We start from the raw sequence: 20,427 nt of genomic DNA on the forward strand, positions 1-20,427 counted from the left end.
CAAATGAAACCAAAAAAGAGGCAAATGGAATACCTGACCAGAGGTTTGATTGCGGTACAGACAGAACAGGGCGTGTTTGTCAGCTGGCGTTTTCTCGGCACGGATCATGAGACGACGGCTTTTCACCTTTATCGGGATGGAAAGCGGATCACCCGCGATCCAATCGCTGAAAGCACTAATTTTCTCGATCAAAACGGAACGGCTGACTCTGTTTATCAAGTGGCGGCTGTCAATAAAGGACGGGAAGAAAAGCTTTCCAAGAAAGCTCGTGTTTGGCAGGAAAATGTCCTGGAGGTTCCTCTTGCCAAACCGGAAGGCGGTGTGACGCCGGACGGAAAGCCGTACACTTACAGCGCCAATGATGCCAGTGTCGGGGATATAGACGGGGATGGAGAATATGAAATGATCCTGAAGTGGGACCCGTCCAATTCAAAAGACAACGCTCATGACGGTTATACCGGGGAGGTGCTCATAGATGCCTATAAACTGGACGGCACCTTTTTGTGGCGCATCAACCTCGGCAGAAACATCAGAGCGGGTGCTCATTACACGCAATTTATGGTGTATGACCTTGACGGTGACGGAAAAGCAGAAATCGCCATGAAAACAGCTGACGGCACAACAGACGGGAAAGGACATATCATCGGTGATGAGCAGGCCGATTTTAGAAACGAACAGGGCAGAATTTTGTCCGGTCCGGAATATTTGACCGTGTTTAAAGGAGAAACCGGTGAGGCGCTCACGACCGTGGAATATGAACCGCCCCGCGGCAAGCTGGAGGATTGGGGAGACGGCTATGGAAACCGGATGGACCGTTTTCTCGCCGGGACCGCTTATTTGGATGGGGAGCGGCCGAGCCTTGTTATGGCGCGCGGCTACTATACGAGAACCGTGCTCGTGGCATACGATTTCAGAAACGGAAGGCTCAAAAAACGATGGGTATTTGACTCCAACCAGCCGGGACATGAAGCATACGCAGGACAGGGGAACCACAGCTTGAGCGTGGCGGACGTCGACGGAGACGGAAAGGATGAAATCATATACGGCGCAATGGCTGTCGATCATGACGGAACCGGCCTGTACTCAACGGGCCTCGGGCACGGAGACGCGATGCATGTAGGGGATCTGGACCCGTCACGAAAAGGGCTTGAAGTGTTCCAGGTGCATGAGGACGCCACGAAGCCGTACGGACTGTCGCTGCGAGATGCCGGAACCGGTGAGATATTATGGGGCGTCCATGCTGGAACTGACGTTGGCCGGGGCATGGCGGCTCATATTGATCCAAGCTACAAAGGATCGCTCGTCTGGGGAATTGATCCGCCGGGCAATGATGGCATGTCGTACGGGCTTTTCACGAGCAAAGGCGAAAAAATCAGCGACAAAGCGCCCTCTTCAGCCAATTTCGCCATCTGGTGGGACGGTGATTTGGTCAGAGAACTGCTTGATCATGACTGGGACGGAACGATCGGCAGGCCAAAGATTGAAAAATGGGATGCTGAAAACGGCTGTCTGAAGACGATATTTCAGCCGGCCGGCGTGTTGTCCAACAACGGCACGAAAGGAAACCCGGTTCTTCAGGCCAACCTGTTCGGAGACTGGCGGGAAGAAGTGATATGGAGAACGGAAGACAGCAGCGCGCTCCGTATCTATACAACAACACATCTCACCCGCCACTGCTTTTACACGCTGATGCATGATCCGGTTTACAGGCTCGGCATCGCCTGGCAGAATACCGCCTACAACCAGCCGCCGCACACGAGCTTTTACCTCGGAACGGGAATGAAAAAACCGCCGAAGCCCGCCCTGTACATAGCGGGAAGCAAAGCGGAGGCGCCGCTGTAGGAGGACTAAGGGATAAGACGCAAAGGCTGAACGCTACGCCAAGATGATTAGAGAACTGGCAGGACGAACCAATGCTCAAGCGCTGTACGCACCGGTTTTTTCAAGGGAAGAGCTATCCGTGATGGAAGCTGTATAAAAAACGAGGAGGAATGAAAAAATGGCAAATCATATTTATCTTGCCGGCGATTCGACTGTTCAAACGTATGGAGACAGCACAAATCAAGGGGGCTGGGGGCAGTTTCTCGGCTCGCATCTGCCGGAGCATATTCAAGTGATCAACAGAGCGATCGGGGGAAGAAGCTCGAAAACATTTGTGGAAGAGGGCAGGCTTCAGGCAATCCTCGATGTGATTGAGCCGGATGATTGGCTGTTCGTGCAGATGGGCCATAATGACGCGTCAAAAAATAAGCCGGAGCGCTACACCGAGCCCTATACTACTTATAAACAATATTTAAAGCAGTATATCGCAGGCGCGCGGGAAAAAGGCGCCCATCCGCTTCTCATTACCCCCGTAGCCCGCTTTCATTACGAAAACGGCGTGTTTTTGAACGATTTTCCTGATTACTGCATTGCCATGAAGCAGACGGCCGCTGAGGAGAATGTCCAGCTCATTGATCTGATGGAGAAAAGTCTCGCTTTCTTTACTGAGAAGGGCGAGGAAAAAGTGTACACCTATTTTATGATTTCAGAAGGGATTAACGATTACACGCATTTTACAAAAAAAGGCGCAAATGAAATGGCGAAACTTGTGGCAAAAGGCATAAAGGAGCTCGGCCTGCCATTGACAGAATCGATCATCAAAGAAAGGTGAAAATGTGATGAGAAAACTGTATCATGGCGCTTGCTATTATCCGGAATTATGGGATGAAGAGACGATTCAGCAGGACATTGACATCATGCGTGAAGTTGGCGTAAATGTTGTGCGGATCGGCGAATTTGCCTGGTCAGTCATGGAACCTGAAGAAGGAAAAATTGACGTCGGTTTTTTCAAAGAAATCATCGCCCGGCTGTATGATAGCGGGATCGAAACGATTATGTGCACGCCGACGCCTACCCCGCCGATTTGGTTCTCACATGGCCGGCCCGAACGCATGCATGCCAATGAAAAAAGAGAGATCATGGGGCATGGCTCCCGTCAGCATGCCTGTACGAACAACCCGTATTTCCGAAAAAAAGCCGCCATCATCACCACAGCCATCGCCAAGGAGCTTGGCCGGCTCCCGGGGCTGATCGGATGGCAGCTAGACAATGAGTTTAAATGCCATGTTGCAGAATGCATGTGTGAGACATGCTTGCGCCTATGGCATGACTGGCTCAAAAATCGCTACGGGGTAATTGAGCGCTTGAATGAAGCTTGGGGAACCGATGTGTGGAGCGAGACCTATCAGACGTTTGAGCAAGTCCCGCAGCCGGGACCGGCCCCGTTTCTGCATCATGCCTCTCTACGCACTATGTATCAGCTGTTTTCGATGGAGATGATCGCTTCGTTTGCGGATGAACAGGCCAAAATCATCCGCTGCTATTCAGATGCGCCGATCACGCATAACGGATCAGTCATGTTCAGCGTGGACAATGAGCGAATGTTTCAGAATCTCGATTTTGCCTCCTATGACACGTACGCTTCGCAGGAAAACGCCTCTGCCTTTTTATTGAACTGTGATTTATGGAGAAATCTGAAACAAGGGCGCCCGTTTTGGATTTTGGAAACGAGTCCGTCGTATGCCGCCTCGCTTGAAAGCTCCGCTTACCCGCACGCAGACGGGTATTTGCAGGCCGAAGCCGTATCGTCCTACGCCTTAGGGAGCCAGGGGTTTTGCTACTGGCTATGGCGACAGCAGCGTTCAGGCAGCGAGATTTCCCACGGTTCGGTTCTCAGTGCCTGGGGCGAACCCACCATCGGCTATCAAAATGTGCTGGCGGTTGAGCGGGCAAGAAAGGAAATCGAGCCTATTATTCTATCGACTGAACCCGTTCAAGCCGAGGCGGCGATGACTTACTCTGACAGAGCAAAAGCATTTATTAAAACTGAGCCTCACCGGGGACTCCGGCATCGTTCGCTTGTGACGCATTTTTATGAACGTATTCTCAACACGGGGATTCACCGTGACCTTATTCCGGAAGGCGCTCCACTGGACGGCTATCGCTTGCTGTTTACGCCATTTGTGCCGTATTTGTCTTCTGAATTTATCAAAAAAGCTTCGGCATTCGCTGAAGCGGGCGGCATCTGGATCACCGGGCCGCTGACAGGAGGACGCACATGCGAGCATACCATTCATACCGATTGCGGACTTGGCGAACTTGAGAAAACGTCAGGGATCAAAACACTTTTTACCTTTCCGATGAATGAGAACGTGAATACAGGAAAAGCGTTTGGCATCACGGCGCCGCTCGGACTGTGGAGCGCGGTGTTTGACACAGAGAGCGGAAACACCCTTGGCACGGTTGAAGCAGGACCGGGGGCGGGCCATGCTTTTCTGACGGAACGGAATTACGGCGAGGGGAAAATTGTCATGCTGGGCTCGCTTCCATCCGGGAAAGAAGGGGATGCGATGCTGGAAGCGCTCGTCAGGCATTATGCGGAGGAAGCTGTTATTTCCAGCCGGTCGGATGTGACACCCGGCACGATCGTTGCCCCGCGTATAGGCGAAAACGGCCTTGTGTGGATCGTTGTGAATATGGATGGAAAAGGCGGGAGCGTGACATTGCCGGAATCGGGAACGGATTTGTTGACGCACCGCTTGGAAAAGGCGGGGAGACTGGCGGTCGGACCGCATGAATACCGTGTGATTCAATTTGACAATCACAGCTGATTCTTTGTATCGAATCAGCTTTTTTCTATGGAGGGAGAGACAGATGAAAAAGATCAAATGGTTATCAGGACAGCCAAAGGTGACAAGCGGCGTGACGTGGGGCATGCCATGGAAAAAAGGAGAATTAAAAAAAGGAGACCGTCTGGCGCTTATGAATGAAAACGCGGAAACGCGATATGTGCAAAGCGAACCGTCGGCCTATTGGCCGGACGGGAGCATCAAGTGGACGAAGCACGCGGCGGTGTTTGGCGGTCAGGAAAACCAAAGCTTTACAGTGCACAAAAGAGAAGTGCCGCAGCCAACTGAATCGCTCAGCATTCTTGAGACAGAGCATGATATCCAAGTGGATACAGGAGCACTCGTTTGTACCATTCATAAAACAGGATCTGATTTCATTCAATCATTGCAGATCAATGGAAAGCCGATCGCCGCAGGCGGGAGGCTCGTTGCGATAAGAGAAACGAGAAAAGAGTCAGCGGCGAAAATGGTTCTTTTGCATGAAAGGTCTGTCAGCTTTATCAAACGGGCGGCGATTGAGCAGAGTGGTCCTGTCAAAGCAGTAGTCAAAATCGAGGGAGTGCATGTGCTTCATAAAACGTATGAGGAATGGCTGCCGTTTGTCATCCGATTAACGTTTTATGCCGGGCTGTCTGAGATCGGCCTTGTGCACACGCAGCTGATTGACAGGAGCGGTAAACTAGAATTCGTTAAGGGGCTCGGCATCGAATTCGACCTTTTTTTGGAGGGAGAGCCGTACAACCGCCATTTCCGCTTTGCGGGAGAGAAAGGGATGTATAAAGAACCCGCCCAGCTGTTTGGCACACGTAAATTCAATGAACGATATCCGCTTTATGAAAAACAAATCAATGGCGAAATGCTGTCTCCAGATGAAGAGCATAAGGAATGGTTTGCACATGGCACACAGAATGCGGTTTGGGACGATGTCAAGATCGTGCAAGATTCCAGCGATCATTACAGCCTGTCAAAACGGACCGGAAAAGATTATGCGTGGGTTGGAATGCTGCATGGCAGCCGGGCGAAGGGGCTCTGCTATGCGGGCGGAAAAAATGGCGGTGTGGCTCTCGGCCTGCGGTATTTCTTTGAGAAATATCCTTCAGCACTGGAAATCACAGGTCTTGCCGGCAGCCGCCCCAAAATGACTATCTGGCTTTGGCCTCCGGACGGCGAAGCGATGGATTTGCGGCATTATACAGGAAACACTCACGTGGCCAGCGCGTATGAAGGCTTTGATGAAATGCGCTCTGATCCGACAGGCATTGCGAACACAAATGAAATAAGCCTGGCGTGCTTTTCGCACATGCCGTCTGACGAAGTCCTCAATGCGCTGGCTGACAAATGGCAGGCGCCCCCGCTCATTGTATGCGAGCCGGACGTCTATTACGAATCAAAAGCACTCGGGGTATGGAGCATCATTGACACATCCCATCCGCTCAAAAAAGAGCTGGAAGAACAGCTTGATGCGGCCTTTCTGTTTTATAAAAAGGAAGTAGAGCAACGCAGATGGTACGGTTTTTGGCATTATGGCGATGTCATGCATACGTATGACCCGATCCGGCATATGTGGCGGTACGATCTCGGCGGATACGCATGGCAAAACAATGAGCTCGTTCCGACCCTATGGCTGTGGCAGGCGTTTTTCCGCTCAGGCAGAGAGGATATCTTCCGAATGGCAGAAGCCATGACCCGCCATACGAGTGAAACGGACAGCTTTCACCTCGGTGAATATGCCGGGCTTGGCTCACGGCATAATGTTGTGCACTGGGGATGCGGCTGCAAGGAAGCGAGAATCAGCATGGCCGGGCTTCATAAATTCTATTATTATCTGACGGGTGATGACCGGACGGGAGATCTTTTGACAGAAGTGAAGGATGCCGATTATGCCCTTGTCAAAACCGATCCGATGCGCGCTTTTTACGAGAAAGGCAAGCACCCGACTCACGCCAGAACGGGACCGGACTGGGCGGCGTTTTGCTCGAACTGGCTGGCGGAATGGGAGCGGACCGAAAATTCGGAATATCTCAAAAAAATCGAAACGGGAATCAACTGTCTGAAGCGGCTGCCGCTCCGCTTATTATCTGGCCCGACATTTGAATATGATCCGGCGACCTCGATGCTTCATCATATGGGAGACGGCATTGCGGGCGGATATCATATGATCATTGCCTTCGGCGCGCCGCAAGTGTGGATGGAGCTGGCTGAGCTTCTTGATGACTGGGAATGGGAGGATATGCTGAGTGAATTCGGCGAATTTTACACACTCAGTGATGAGGAAAAACGAAAAAAAAGCGGAGGCGCTCTTCATGACGGGCATTTTCACTGGCCGATGTTCGCCGCCGGTATGACAGCCTACGCCGCAAGAAAAAAGCAAGATCCTCATCTCGCCGCCAAAGCGTGGAATCTTTTGCTAGAAGATAAGCTCAGCCATACGCCGCTTCCGATCAAACCGGAGCGCATCGAGACATGGACGCAGCTAGAGGAGCTTCCATGGGTGACAACGAACACTGTCTCTCAATGGTGTTTAAATGTCATAGCGGCGCTGGAACTGATCGGAGATTCCCTTCCGGCAAAAAAAGAAACATCGGGCAAAAAAGGATAACAGCCGGAATTTCATAGGAGAAATGGTGCAAAAAATGAAGATTGCAAGAATTTATGTAAGCGCTTTATATTGAGAGGGGCAAAGGGGAAATGCAAATTGAAAAAAGGGGGACTTACGCAACATGAAAATAAGAATGCGAAAAAAATGGATGGCCTTGCCGCTTGCTGCCATGATGATCGCCGGATGCAGCCATTCGGAAACATCCAATTCAGCAAGCGGTTCGAAAGATACGATCAAAATTATGGCGCCGCTCTTATCGCCGGAAAGCCCAAGTGATAAGAGCCCTTCATTAAAAGCGCTCGAAAAATACACAGGCAAAGAGATTAAGGTCACATGGGTGCCTGATTCATCCTACAACGACAAATTCAACATCGTCATGGCTTCAGGAGAGATGCCTCACGCGATTGTCATTAAAGATAAGTCAGCCGGCTTTATCAAATCTGTCAAAGCAGGGGCGTTTTGGGAGCTGTCTCCTTATTTAAAAGACTACAAGAATTTAAGCCAGGCAGATGAAAAGATTTTGAAGAACAGCTCGGTGAACGGCGAGGTGTACGGAATCTACAGAACGAGGGATCTGATCAGGGCGTGTATGATCATCAGAACCGACTGGCTGAAAAATGTCGGTCTGGATATGCCGGAAACGCTTGATGATTTCTATGAAGTGCTGAAAGCCTTTAAGGAAAAAGATCCTGACGGAAACGGCAAGGATGATACGTACGGCATGGTCGTGCCGAAATGGATGGGACTCGGCAACGGAAGCCCATGGGATGTTCTGCAAATCTGGTTCGGCGCTCCGAACCGCTACGGTGTTGAAAACGGAAAGCTGATTCCAGATTTTACAACGAAGGAATACATGGATGCGCTCACGTTTTTTAAAAAGCTCTATGATGAGGGCTTGATCAATAAGGACTTTGCTGTCATGGATTCTGCGAAGTGGAATGATCCGGTTGTAAAAGGAAAAGCGGGTGTCATCGTTGATACAGGCTCAAGAGCGTCTCAAATCCAAAGCGCGATGGAGGAGGCGGATGAGTCGAACAAGGATATCATTGATATCGTCGGCTCGCTTGAGGGACCGAATGGCAAGCGCACCTTCCCGACATCTGGTTATTCAGGCATGATCACGATACCAAAATCAAGCGTCAAAACCGAAAAAGAGCTGAAAGAGGTGCTGTCCTTCCTCGATAAGATGAATGATAAGGAAGCGCAGATTCTCACGAACAACGGAGTGAAGGGCCGCAATTACGAGCTCAAGGACGGCGTATTCACCTCACTTGAAAAAAACAATAAATCTCTCCTGTATGAGCATGAAGGCTTGGCACAGTTCAGCATGTCGATTCCGAAAAGCGAGTATTACATCGAAGACCAGAAAACCAAGCTCTTCCAGCATCGCAAGGACATCATAACCGAAGGAGAAAAAATAGCCGTCTTTAACCCTGCTGAGTCGCTTGTATCTGATGTCTATACCCAAAAAGGAGCCCAGCTTGACAACATCATCCTCGACGCGAGAACACAATTTATCATTGGAGAAATTGATGAAAAAGGGTTCGATGATGCGGTGGAGCTTTGGAAAAAAAGCGGCGGCAATGAACTGATGAAGGACTTGAACAAATTGTACCAATCGTCAAAATAAACCGATGCGCCTGCCTTTCGGCGGGCGCCCCGGTATCACGAAAGGAGAACAGATATGGAAACAGTGCCGAAGAAGAGAGATGCACCTGTTCTCACCGCTGGAAAAGGCATCAGCTGGATGGCTGCGCTCAAACGGGACAAATGGCTTTATCTTCTTCTTATTCCCGGTCTGCTTTATTTCTTGATTTTCAAATACTTGCCGATGTGGGGTGTGCTGATCGCTTTTAAAGACTATTCGCCATATCTCGGCTTCTGGAAAAGCGAATGGGTCGGCTTTGATTATTTCAAAGACTTTTTTATGAATCCGGATTTTTTCCGGCTGCTGCGCAACACCCTCATGCTGGCGAGTCTGGATCTTTTGTTTGCCTTTCCCGCGCCTCTCATTTTGGCTCTGCTTTTGAATGAGGTAAGAAAGGCCGTGTATAAAAGATGTATCCAAACCTTTATTTACGTACCCCATTTTGTATCATGGACAATTGTGGTCAGCATCACCTTCGTTTTCTTTACTGTCGATACAGGTGTGATCAACAAATTGATTATGAGCCTGACAGGTGAGCAGATTTCTTTCTTGTCGGATGCAGACTGGTTCCGGCCAATGATTGTGATGCAAAGCATTTGGAAGGAGACAGGCTGGGGAACGATTCTATTTTTGGCAGCGCTTGCTACGGTTGATCAAGAGCAGTATGAAGCGGCCATCATGGACGGAGCGGGGCGGTTCAGGAGAATGTGGCATATTACGCTGCCGGCGATTAGAAGCACCATTATCGTTTTGTTGATTTTAAGAATCGGCAGCTTTTTGAATCTTGGCTTTGAACAGGTGTATTTGATGACGAACTCACTCAACCGCAGTGTGGCTGACATCTTCGACACGTATGTGTACATGATGGGGATTACCCAAGGGGCGTATAGCTACAGCACGGCGGTCGGTTTGTTTAAATCAGTTGTCGGGATTATCTTGATTTTTGGCGCCAATTACATTGCGAAAAAGTTTGATCAGGAAGGATTGTTTTAGAGGAGGGAGAGGTATGGCTGAAATTCACACGATGCACAACACCAAAGCCGGACGGGTGTTTGACGTCTGCAACATTCTGTTTCTCGGCGGTGTCGGCGCGATTACCATTTTGCCGTTTTTATATATTATCGCCGGTTCCTTTGCGACAGAAGCGGAACTCGCCCAGCGGAGCTTCTTTATTTTCCCGAAAACCTTTACACTTGATGCTTACAAGTATGTGTTTTCGACACCGACGTTCCTTCGAAGCATGGGCGTGTCCATCTTCATCACGGTGGTTGGGACGGCTGTACAGCTGTTTTTTACCTTCACGATGGCGTATCCGCTGGCGAAACGGCATGTGAAGGGACGGAATCTGCTGTTGAATCTGGTGATTTTCTCCATGCTGTTTTCAGGCGGCATGATTCCGACGTACCTTGTCGTAAAATCACTTGGCCTTTTGGATACGTATTGGGCATTGATTCTGCCGATGGCGATTAATCCGTTCAACCTTATTATTATCAAAAACTTCTTTCAGCAGCTGCCGCGCGAGCTGGAGGAATCAGCAAAAATTGACGGCTGTTCCGAAATCGGCGTCTTCTGGCGGATCGCCCTGCCTCTGTCAAAGCCAGTTATTGCGACCTTTGCGCTGTTTTATGCGGTCGGGATTTGGAATGATTTCTTCCACGCTCTCTTATATATCAATGACAGTGCAAAATGGCCGCTGCAAATGGTGCTTCGCCAAGTCACAATTTTATCGGATTTAACGGCGACCAATGGTGATACGATGCAAAATGCAGTTCCGCCGGAGCAGGGAATTAAACTCGCTGTCATTGTCATTGCGACGCTGCCGATTTTGGCGGTCTATCCATTTTTACAAAAACACTTTGCAAAAGGAATGCTGATCGGTTCGGTGAAAGGCTGAGAAAGGGAGTGTTTCATATCAGTACATTAGATCAGATTAAGATTGCCTATATCGGCGGGGGGTCCCAAGGCTGGGCCAGAAGCCTGATGAGTGATTTGTCGATTGATGAACGGATGTCAGGCACGGTGGCGCTCTATGATCTTGATTTTGAAGCCGCTCAGAAAAATGAAGTGATCGGCAATCACAGCGGGAACGGCAGATGGAGATATGAGGCTGTTTCTACTTTGAAAAAGGCGTTATCAGCCGCGGATATCGTCATTATTTCCATTTTGCCGGGATCACTGGATGATATGGAAGTCGATGTGCACTTGCCTGAGCGCTGCGGTATTTATCAGTCTGTAGGTGATACTGTCGGGCCTGGAGGGATCATCAGGGGCTTGCGTGCTGTGCCGATATTTGCGGAAATTGCCCGGGCAATAAGAGACTACGCACCTGAATCATGGGTCATTAATTATACAAACCCGATGTCTGTCTGTACAAGAGTGCTGTATAAAGTGTTTCCCGGCATCAAAGCGATTGGCTGCTGCCACGAGGTATTCGGGACGCAAAAGCTATTGGCGGAAATGGTCACGGAAAGGCTGGGGATTGAGGTGCCGCGGCGTGAGGATATCCGCGTTAATGTGCTCGGCATTAACCATTTTACATGGATCACAAAAGCCTCTTACCGCCATATTGACCTGTTGCCTATATTCCGTGAATTCAGCGCGCACTATGGGGAATCAGGATATGAGCTGGAGGGGGAATGCTGGAGGGACAGCGTCTTTTGTTCGGCACACCGTGTTGCGTTTGATTTATTTGAAACGTATGGCGCCATCCCTGCTGCGGGTGACAGGCATCTGGCAGAGTTTCTTCCCGGCCCATACCTCAAACAGCCTGAAGTATGGAAATTTCATCTCACACCTATATCATTCAGAAAACAAGACAGAGCTGAGAAACGACAAGAAACAGAACGGTTGATCGTGCAACAACGGGGCGTTGCTGAGAAAGCTTCGGGAGAAGAAGGCGTGAACATCATAGCGGCTCTTCTCGGATTGGGTGAACTCGTCACAAATGTAAATATGCCGAATCAAGGCCAGGTCTTAAACCTTCCTATACAAGCCATTGTCGAAACAAACGCATTCATCACAAGGAACCGTGTCCAGCCGATTTTGTCCGGAGCGCTTCCGAAAGGTGTGGAAATGCTGGCGGCTAGGCATATATCCAATCAGGAGGCAGTGGCGGACGCAGGTTTAACAAAGGATACTGGCCTCGCGTTTCAAGCCTTCCTCAATGACCCGCTTGTCCAGATTGACCGCAGTGATGCAGAGCAGCTTTTCAATGACATGCTCCAATGCATCATGCAAAGCTGAGCTTGCCGATTAGCTCTTTCCGGTTTAGAAAGGAAAGCATTGACCATACTGATAGTATAATCAAGAAGTAGGTGCTATCAATATGGGAAATTATTTAAGTGTTGCGGTAGAACTGGTCTGCGGTTTAGGCATTTTATTTATCATCTTAAAGCTTCTCGGGAAAACCCAATTTTCTCAAATTACGCCGTTTGACTTTATTTCTGCTTTAATTTTAGGTGAATTGGTCGGAAATGCCGTCTACGATCATGAAATCAAAATCAAAGAAATTATTTTTGCTTCGCTATTGTGGGGCGTGCTGATTTATATTATTGAATTTATCACGCAAAAAATGAAATCATCGCGAAAGTTCTTGGAGGGCGAGCCGAATATCGTCATCCGCAAAGGGGAGCTTCAATATAAAGTAATGAAGAAAAATAAGATAGACATTAACCAGCTGCAAAGCCTATTGAGGCAAGCTGGGAGCTTTTCGATCCAAGAAGTAGAATATGCGATTCTTGAAACAAACGGGATGGTCAGCGTGCTTCCAAAATCAGACTTTGACAAACCGACAAATAAGGATTTGCAGATTCCTTCGAAGTCCGTTTCTCTGCCGATCACGTTAATCATAGATGGAGAGATTGTGCGGGATAATTTGAAGGAAGCAGGTGTGGATGAACAGTGGCTGAAACAAGAATTGAAAAAGAAGAACATTGATAAGACAGAGGACGTGTTATTTGCAGAATGGCATAAAAATAAGCCGCTGTATACTGTAACGTACGAACAAAGCAGATCAACATGACTCTTAGAAAAAAGCTTGCAGCAAGGCGCAAGCTTTTTATTGATTGTATGTCCCTTGTTTGACAGCACGTACATGGTACATGCTCACTTCAGTGCTGATCAGATAGTCAGGCTTTGGTTTGCCTTTGTTTGCTTTATGGCCGGCGATATGCGCATCGCTTTTTTCCCATTGCTTCCAGTGATCCTCTGATTCCCAGCGAATCATGACAACAACTTCTTCATCACCGCGGCGCACATTTTTCTCAAGCACTGTCACATCAATTAAACCTTCTTGTTTTTCAATGATTCCTTCAGCGCTGAAACGTTCTATGACTTTATCTGCAAAGCCTTCTTTAACCGTCATTTTTCTCAACTGTACAAACATTTGTCTCACTCCAATCATTCTCACATATGAATAATTGTAAATGAAATTCATTCTCAATGTCAAAGAAAGCGCAGGGCGGAATCGAACCGCCGTGCGCAACAGTTTATTCTTTTAATAAAAACACATTTCCGTCTTCGTCCTTAAATTGAACGAAGGTGCCCCACTCCATTTGATTGGGCTCACCGAGAAATTCTACACCGTTTGTCTTCATTTTCTCGTATGTACCAAAGATGTCTTCGCATTCAAACACAATAGAAGCCTTCATTTGCTCTGAGCCTTTCATCATGGCTTTCGGGTAAATGACTAAACGAGTCTCGGCTCCTTTTGGCGCAACCTCCAGCCAGCTTGCTTCAGGTCCCATTGGGTGATCCGCTGCAATATCAAAGCCTACCTTCTCTGTCCAAAATTGCTTCGCTTTCTGCTGGTCCTCGACATATACAGCAACAGTGCCAATTTGTTTGATCATAGGGAAACCTCCAAGTTGAAAAGATAATAATACTATAACCTGTTTACGGCCGAAGTAACATAAAAAAATCAGCCGGGAAACCGGCTGATTATTAAAATGAGCAGCTTACAACATCGATGTGATTTGTGTCTAAGGCGAAATAAACCCAGCGGCGCCGTGAGGAATCCCAATAAAAGCCGCCGACGGATCTTCTGCCAAGGATGATCGGGTAAAACCAAAATGAGCGGCCATTGGTTAACCAGACATAGGTAAATCGGAAAAGGCAAGGACGAATGGTGATTGGTTCAACTAACAAAACGGCTCCTTGAGAACCCTGCGGTTTTGGGGGGTTCGCTGGTATTTGGGAAGGAGGAGGTCCCTGCGGCGCACCGCCGAAGCCTGGGCTGGCACCGCTGCCAATACCAGGGCCGGAGCCGCCGCCAAAGCCTGGAACAGCACCACCGCCAATGCCAGGACCGGAGCCGCCGCCAGAGCCCGGAACAGCGCCGCTGCCAATGCCAGGCCATGGATATCGGTATTCATATTCAAAAGCAGGCCAAGGCTCATAAAAATGCCCCGCAAACATATAAGGATCAACATAATACATGTGATAACGTCCTTTCTCATTGTAAACTGTACATTGCAGTTTATGCGGGCGGACTCTTATTGGTGCATTCGCCTAAGGATATGAAGCTGGAATGCTCTCAGAGAGCAGAATCATTTGATTTTTCTCTAGTCTTATTCACAATTCCGATTTATCATTTTATAATGAAAGTGCTTCTATTACGAAAAAGGAGACAGACCGTGAATATCGATCAATTATTATATCAATATATCATAGACAACACTGCGGATATTACTGAGAAATGGTTCAGTTTGCGTTGCCAGCTAAAAGGCGAGCTATATTCCGCCAGCCATTTAAGTGAAGAAACGAAAACACTTTTAACCGAGCAGCATACATTTACCAATATAACAATCGCAAGCGCATTTCTGGAGGATCAAACCGATTTTCAAGAAAACATGACAAAATGGGCGCAAAACGTTGCGAAAAACAGGGTAGAGCAGGATGTTCAAGTGCATGAGGTCGTAGAAGCCATATCCAATTCAAGAATCTCATTCTGGGACGCAGTCGCCACATTTATAAAAGAGAATCAGGAGATTGTGACAAATGAGGATGCAGACCGATGGAACCGCATTGTGAATCAGTCGTTCGATAAGCTGATTATTGAATTCTCCGAGCAGTACCAAAAATTCATGCTGATGAGGCTTACATCTCAGCAGGAACTGATCTCAGAGCTTGGCTGCCCGGTCATTTCCATTGCCGATGGAATCGGGATATTGCCGCTTATCGGCTCCATTGATACAAAACGGCACAGGTCATTTTAGAAACAGTGCCGGTCCGCTGTGTCGAGAGAAAAATCACAAGCCTCGTCGTTGATCTTTCGGGTGTTCCGATTGTGGATACCATGGTGGCTCAGCAATTGTACAACCTGTCTAAAACACTTTTCTTATTAGGCGTCAAAGCCGTATTTTCAGGAATTCGCCCGGATGTGGCCCAAACATCGATTCAATTGGGGCTTGATTTTAGTGAATATGAAACGTACGGCACGCTGAAGCAGGCATTAGAAAACATGGGTGTCCGCTGTATTGTTGAGGAATTGGAAGAAAACAAATAGGAAGTTTCCAGGCATATGATTGTCCGTCACCGGGTGATCATATGCCTTTTTGATTTGAACAGAAATCACCATTGATTTATCGAAAAAAACATAATATTATAATTCTTATAAGAATACTGTGAATTAAAACCTATTCAACAGGGGGGAAGGTCTTTTGGTTTCTAAATCAACGATTGATCCGGAAGTGATTGAAAAAATCATCAGCTCGCTGGAAACACTCGATTTCGGCACGGTTCAGATTACGGTTCATGATTCTCAGATTACCCAAATTGAGAAAATAGAAAAGCACCGTTTTTCGCTGAAAAGGAAAGAATCAAAATGATAATGTAAAGGGCGTTTGTTTTCATTAAATTCTCCTTAAAACATATACATATTTCATCCAATTTTTATATAATAGACCTTTAAGATCATTTTTTAGGAGGATTTTTGACATGCAAGCTACGGTTCACGAGAGTAAGCAATCGATCATGCAACGCATTTTGACAGTCTTTGTCTTCACATTGCTGATCGCGACTGTCGGCCTTTTTATCGGCCAATTTGTTCCTGTCGCTTTGATGCTGCCGCTTTCTATTCTTGAAGTGGCGATGATTATTCTGGCCTTCTGGATGCGCAGAAGAAAAGCGGTCGGGTATGCGTTTGTATATACATTCGCGTTCGTTTCCGGCATTACCTTATTTCCGATCGTCAGCCATTACGCTTCCATCGCCGGCGCCTATGTCGTGCTCGAAGCCTTTGGCTCTACATTTGTCATTTTTGCCGTCTTGGGCACAATCGGCGCAAAAATGAAGAAGGATTTATCCTTCCTGTGGTCGTTTCTGCTGGTTGCGGTGCTCGCACTCGCAGTGGTAGGGATTTTCAACATTTTCAGCCCGTTAAACTCAGCGGCGATGATGGCGTATTCCGTGATCGGAACCATCGTCTTTTCCCTTTACATTTTGTATGATTTGAACCAAATCAAGCACCGCCACATTACGGAAGACTTGATTCCGGTTATGGCGTTATCGCTGTACCTAGACTTTATCAACTTGTTCATCAACCTGCTCCGCTTCTTCGGCATTTTGAGCAGTGATGATTAATGAAAAAGCGTCTGTCATTGGATAGGCGCTTTTTGCCATACATCAAAAAGGCAGGTGGAGTATTGGTGAAAAAACAAATGGGCGCATATGTATCTCTGGCAGCAGCTATGGCGATCGTCGGCAGTTCTGTCGTTGTCGGCAAGCTGATGGTCGAACGGATTCCGGTCTTTCTTTCCTCAGGATTGCGTTTTTTGATCGCTTCTGTCGTATTGCTCATGCTGCTGTTTTGCATTGAAAAAGGGTTTCCGGCTTTGACGAAAAAAGATGTGTTCGTATTACTGGTGCAATCATTCACAGGCGTGTTTTTGTTCAGTATTTGCCTGCTGTATGGGGTTCAATATACGACGGGAACGGAAAGCGGCATTTTGACAAGCACAACCCCCATGTTGATCGGTATTTTATCCTTTTTCCTGCTGAGAGAAAAAATTGAGAAAAAGACGCTGATCGGCATTTTGCTGGCGGTTTGCGGCGTAATGGCGATTAATTTGTTTGGAGCCGGGAGCCAAGACGGGACGCCGCACGCCTTATTCGGGAACATGCTGATCATTGCTGCAGTCATTGGCGAAGCGTTGTTTACATTGATGGCCAAGCTGCTATCCCCGCATATTTCGGCACTGGCGATTTCGACCTTCGTATCGCTCTTCGGCTTCCTGTTTTTTCTCCCGTTTGCTTTGTTTGAGGCCTCTTCATTTGATTACAGCGTGCCGACTGTTTTGGATTGGTCGTATGTGCTGTATTACGCGCTTTTTGTCACTGTTTTGGCGTTTTACTTATGGTATAGCGGGGTGACGAAGGTGCCGGCGGGTGTATCGGGCATTTTCACATCCGTTCTTCCGGTCTCAGCTGTCATTTTGTCAGGCGTGATATTGAAGGAGCCATTTGAGTTTGTGCATTTCATCGGCATTGCATGTGTCATCGGCGGCATATTTGTTACGGTCATAAAGAAAAAACAGCCGGATGCGTATCCGGCTGCAGAAGAAAAGACGCTATAGCCTGTCCGGATCGGACGGGTTTTTTAGTCTTTAAACACGCTCAGCCTTTCAAAAAGATCACCAAGCATCTTCACGAACATGTCTTTTTCCTCGTCGCTGTAGTTTTCCATGACAGCGGATATTTTGCTGAAATGGCCGGGCAGAAATTGCTCCAGGCGTGCTTTGCCTTCTGTTGTCAGTTCAATGCTGATTTTTCGTTTATCCTCTGTGTGATGCCTGCGGCTGACAAAACCGTCTCTCGCCAGCCCGTCTAGCAGGCCTGTAATTGTTGCTTTCGTGACATTTGACCGCTTGGCAAGCTCTGTCGGACTTAACCTATGATCCTTGGCATCAAAGAGCAGCATCAGGATTTTGAATTTTCCTTCTGAAAGCCCTCGGCCAGCAAAGTAATGCTCCATCACATGATTCATTTTTTTTGAAATATCAAAAAGAGATAAAAACAATTCAAGAGAGCCGGCGTCAATATTGGCATACGTTTCGGCGTGCTCTGTTATATGCTTATATTTCGGTAAATGTTTTAATTCCATCGCAATTAGCTCCCGTACATTCGTTGTGACACGATTATAAAGGAGGGAAAACCATAACGCAACTTGGCTTGGAGATGATTGACAGCTTTTCTTGGGACATAGTAAGGTAATATAGTTAGGCGCCTAACTAATACATATAGAGCTGAAAAGGTGGTTATTGATATGAAACATATGTTAATAGCAGGAGGCGGAATCGGCGGCTTGTCAGCGGCCATTTCTCTCCGTAAGGCAGGGTTTTCCGTCACCTTATGTGAAGCGGCTTCAGAAAATCGAAAAACAGGTGCGGGGATTCTTCAGCCGCAAAACGCACTGGCGGTGTTGAAAGAACTGGGCGTATTCGAAGATTGCTGTAAGCACGGCTTTCAAACAGAATGGTTTAAAACGTTTGATGAACAGGGGAATTTGCTGTTTCAAGTCAGTGAATCCTTTTTAGACGATTCACTTCCGGGACGCAATAATATCCTGCGCAAAACGTTAAATGACATTCTCATGAAGCATGCCGAGGCAGTGGGTGTAGACATCAAGTGGGGGAAAAAGGTTGTCGCCTATGAAGAAACTGCTGAATCGGTCACTGCCTTATGTGAAGATGGAGAAAAGATGCAGGCTGACATTCTGGCGGGCTTTGACGGCATTCACTCCGTTGTTCGTGATAAGATGCTGCAAAAGGAAACGGAAAAAGAGCATCTCGGCATGGGAGCGTGGCGCTTTTATATCGAACTTCCTGATTACACATTCGAGGACGCAACATTCATGTATAGAAGCGGAGACACACAAATCGGGGTGGTGCCATTGGCACAACACGCTGGCTATGTCTTCGTCCTCCAGCCTTGCACGAGCGATTACTGGGATGAGGAAGATACCCGGTTTGATAGAGTAAAAGAGATTCTTTCTGGTTTTCGGGGGCTGGATTTTGTCACAAAGCACATGTCAAAACAGCATCCTGTCATCTTTAACAAACTGGAGCAGGTCGCCGTGCAGGAGCCATGGCATAAAGGCCGCGTCATCATCGGAGGAGACGCCGCCCACGCCGGTGCGCCAACCCTGGCACAAGGAGCGGCAATGGCGATCGAGGATGCCATCGTCCTCGCCGAAGAACTCCAAAACCACGCCGACCACGAAACAGCATTACAGGCGTACTATAAAAGAAGAGCCCCACGAGCGCTCAAAGTCCAGAACCTATCATCTGAAATCGTCCGCCGCAGGCTGAAAGGAGAGCCGGGAGCGGAAGAACTGATTGGGGAGTGCTATGCGGTGTTGAGGGAAGGGTATTAAATAGGAAAAGTCCAGAAAGTGATTTCTGGACTTTTTAGTCTTGCTCTGTTTTATTCCTTATCCGCTCAATCACCTCATGCAGCCCCTCAGGCTTATAAAACTCCACCGGTGAACTGCCTTTCTCAAACGAAATCGTCTCGGCTTCAATCAGCGCGACATAGCGCCCGTTTACTTTTGCGAGATGAATAGAATCGCCAAAATCCGCTAGCAATCCCTTAATCTCTGTTTCTCCGACTTTCATTTTCAGCTGGGCCTCTGGCGTGTGCTCGATGATTTGGGCGGAGGCTTCGATGACTTGATGGGTGTCGAGGCGCTCTTGGATTTCCCGTTTTTCGCTTGCTTCCCAAATCTCAATGTCGTGCTCGAACTGCTTGAGTTCTTCGCTGTTGTCTTCAAATGTCTCGTAGACGTGCTCTTGTACCATGTTCATGACCTGATTTTTCATGATTTCTGGCATCGATTCTCCGTACTCGACGAATTTCAGAAAGTCCTCAAAATAGCGGGCGTGCGAGGCCTGGTGGATTTTCAGTTCACCTTCCTCGACCATTCCTTCCTCTGGCATGTACGGGTATTGGATGCTTTTCATGTTTTTTGTCGTGATCGCCATTTCGACTTTTTTAATGAGAGAAGACGCGTCAGAGATGCGGGCGACCTTCGGCTCAAAATCACATTTCATAATGAAGACAAATGACTCATCAAAGTATTTTCTCGGCACGGCCGAAGCGACGAGAAACACGCCGCCGCGAACCGCGCTTGTGTCAAGGTACGTGCGGACGAACTGCTCGCTCAGCTCATTGAAGTCTTCTTTTGTTTCCGCCAGACGCGCGCGGTTGAACATGTTGTAGTTTGGGTTGGAATCGAGCTCGTGGCCGGGCTCGACGATAAAATGGCCGATTTTCGTCGGCACCTGCTCGGACTGCGGATGGCGGTCGGCTTTCCGTTTAACGATTTTTTTCAGTTCCCCGTCGAGAAAGTCCTTCAGCTCGCTTTCTTCAAATTCTCCCGTATCAAGGGTCTGGAAGTGCTTGAACTGCTTGTTCGCCTGCTCATCTTTGCCTTCCACCTGTATGACATAAAAGGATAAAAACCGAATTTCAAAATCCATATATAAACTCACCTTATTCGCGTATTGTACAGC

General features: G+C 48.0%; 18 protein-coding genes and 1 pseudogene. 14 read left to right on the top strand and 5 right to left on the bottom strand.

Going from position 1 to position 20,427, the window contains the following annotated elements; all coding sequences use genetic code 11:
- Positions 1-3: 3 nt before the first annotated feature.
- The 9 genes from rhgX to NST22_RS03925 all read left to right on the top strand — a co-directional run bounded on the left by rhgX (position 4) and on the right by NST22_RS03925 (position 12,938).
- On the top strand, positions 4-1,842 hold the full coding sequence (gene rhgX, locus NST22_RS03885; RefSeq protein ID WP_010886437.1) for a rhamnogalacturonan exolyase: 1,839 nt from the start codon (positions 4-6) through the stop codon (positions 1,840-1,842).
- 157 nt (positions 1,843-1,999) lie between these two features.
- Complete coding sequence (locus NST22_RS03890; protein ID WP_003244014.1) at positions 2,000-2,653, top strand: rhamnogalacturonan acetylesterase; 654 nt, start codon at positions 2,000-2,002, stop codon at positions 2,651-2,653.
- A gap of 7 nt (positions 2,654-2,660) precedes the next feature.
- The gene (gene yesZ / locus NST22_RS03895; RefSeq protein ID WP_003242572.1) at positions 2,661-4,652 is read left to right on the top strand and encodes a beta-galactosidase YesZ; all 1,992 of its coding nucleotides are present in this window, start codon (positions 2,661-2,663) and stop codon (positions 4,650-4,652) included.
- A gap of 43 nt (positions 4,653-4,695) precedes the next feature.
- Positions 4,696-7,269 (top strand): hypothetical protein, encoded by a 2,574-nt coding sequence (locus tag NST22_RS03900; RefSeq protein WP_003243379.1) that lies wholly within the window; start codon positions 4,696-4,698, stop codon positions 7,267-7,269.
- 121 nt (positions 7,270-7,390) lie between these two features.
- Entirely contained in the window at positions 7,391-8,899 is a 1,509-nt protein-coding gene (locus tag NST22_RS03905; protein WP_003244341.1) for an extracellular solute-binding protein, read from the top strand.
- 54 nt (positions 8,900-8,953) lie between these two features.
- A complete protein-coding gene (locus NST22_RS03910) occupies positions 8,954-9,910 on the top strand; it encodes a sugar ABC transporter permease (protein ID WP_003244086.1) in 957 nt (318 codons plus the stop codon).
- A 13-nt stretch (positions 9,911-9,923) separates the two neighbouring features.
- Entirely contained in the window at positions 9,924-10,811 is an 888-nt protein-coding gene (locus NST22_RS03915; protein WP_003242715.1) for a carbohydrate ABC transporter permease, read from the top strand.
- Positions 10,812-10,819: 8 nt separating this feature from the next.
- On the top strand, positions 10,820-12,160 hold the full coding sequence (lplD, locus tag NST22_RS03920) for an alpha-galacturonidase LplD (protein ID WP_003244472.1): 1,341 nt from the start codon (positions 10,820-10,822) through the stop codon (positions 12,158-12,160).
- An 82-nt stretch (positions 12,161-12,242) separates the two neighbouring features.
- Positions 12,243-12,938: a DUF421 domain-containing protein gene (locus tag NST22_RS03925; RefSeq protein WP_003233805.1), complete on the top strand. Its 696-nt coding sequence runs from the start codon at positions 12,243-12,245 to the stop codon at positions 12,936-12,938.
- Between the two features lie 36 nt (positions 12,939-12,974).
- Here NST22_RS03925 and hmoA read toward each other — a convergent pair whose 3' ends face one another.
- The 3 genes from hmoA to NST22_RS03940 form a co-directional block, all read right to left on the bottom strand.
- Positions 12,975-13,301, bottom strand: coding sequence for a heme-degrading oxygenase HmoA (gene hmoA / locus NST22_RS03930; RefSeq protein WP_003243958.1), 327 nt, complete (start codon positions 13,299-13,301; stop codon positions 12,975-12,977).
- A 103-nt stretch (positions 13,302-13,404) separates the two neighbouring features.
- A complete protein-coding gene (locus NST22_RS03935; protein ID WP_003233803.1) occupies positions 13,405-13,767 on the bottom strand; it encodes a VOC family protein in 363 nt (120 codons plus the stop codon).
- A 91-nt stretch (positions 13,768-13,858) separates the two neighbouring features.
- On the bottom strand, positions 13,859-14,353 hold the full coding sequence (locus NST22_RS03940; RefSeq protein WP_339232956.1) for a hypothetical protein: 495 nt from the start codon (positions 14,351-14,353) through the stop codon (positions 13,859-13,861).
- Positions 14,354-14,550: 197 nt separating this feature from the next.
- On the opposite strand from NST22_RS03940, the pseudogene NST22_RS03945 reads away from it, so the two are divergent.
- The 4 genes and pseudogenes from NST22_RS03945 (at position 14,551) to NST22_RS03960 (ending at position 17,490) form a co-directional block, all read left to right on the top strand.
- A pseudogene (locus tag NST22_RS03945) lies at positions 14,551-15,422 on the top strand (STAS domain-containing protein).
- A gap of 154 nt (positions 15,423-15,576) precedes the next feature.
- On the top strand, positions 15,577-15,744 hold the full coding sequence (locus tag NST22_RS03950; RefSeq protein ID WP_003244522.1) for a YezD family protein: 168 nt from the start codon (positions 15,577-15,579) through the stop codon (positions 15,742-15,744).
- A 109-nt stretch (positions 15,745-15,853) separates the two neighbouring features.
- Positions 15,854-16,498, top strand: coding sequence for a Bax inhibitor-1 family protein (locus NST22_RS03955; RefSeq protein WP_003244397.1), 645 nt, complete (start codon positions 15,854-15,856; stop codon positions 16,496-16,498).
- On the top strand, positions 16,498-17,490 hold the full coding sequence (locus NST22_RS03960; RefSeq protein WP_003243771.1) for a DMT family transporter: 993 nt from the start codon (positions 16,498-16,500) through the stop codon (positions 17,488-17,490). Before NST22_RS03955 ends, NST22_RS03960 begins: the two co-directional genes overlap by 1 nt.
- 23 nt (positions 17,491-17,513) lie before the next feature.
- On the opposite strand, the gene yetL is transcribed toward NST22_RS03960, so the two are convergent.
- The gene (gene yetL, locus NST22_RS03965; RefSeq protein ID WP_003233796.1) at positions 17,514-18,017 is read right to left on the bottom strand and encodes a transcriptional regulator YetL; all 504 of its coding nucleotides are present in this window, start codon (positions 18,015-18,017) and stop codon (positions 17,514-17,516) included.
- Between the two features lie 162 nt (positions 18,018-18,179).
- Between yetL and NST22_RS03970 the strand changes: the two genes are divergently transcribed.
- Positions 18,180-19,289, top strand: coding sequence for an FAD-dependent oxidoreductase (locus NST22_RS03970; protein WP_003243182.1), 1,110 nt, complete (start codon positions 18,180-18,182; stop codon positions 19,287-19,289).
- Between the two features lie 34 nt (positions 19,290-19,323).
- On the opposite strand, the gene NST22_RS03975 is transcribed toward NST22_RS03970, so the two are convergent.
- Entirely contained in the window at positions 19,324-20,394 is a 1,071-nt protein-coding gene (locus NST22_RS03975; RefSeq protein WP_003233793.1) for a DUF3900 domain-containing protein, read from the bottom strand.
- Positions 20,395-20,427 lie beyond the last annotated feature (33 nt).

It is taken from the genome of Bacillus sp. PS237 (assembly GCF_037963345.1).
GTDB lineage: Bacteria > Bacillota > Bacilli > Bacillales > Bacillaceae > Bacillus > Bacillus subtilis.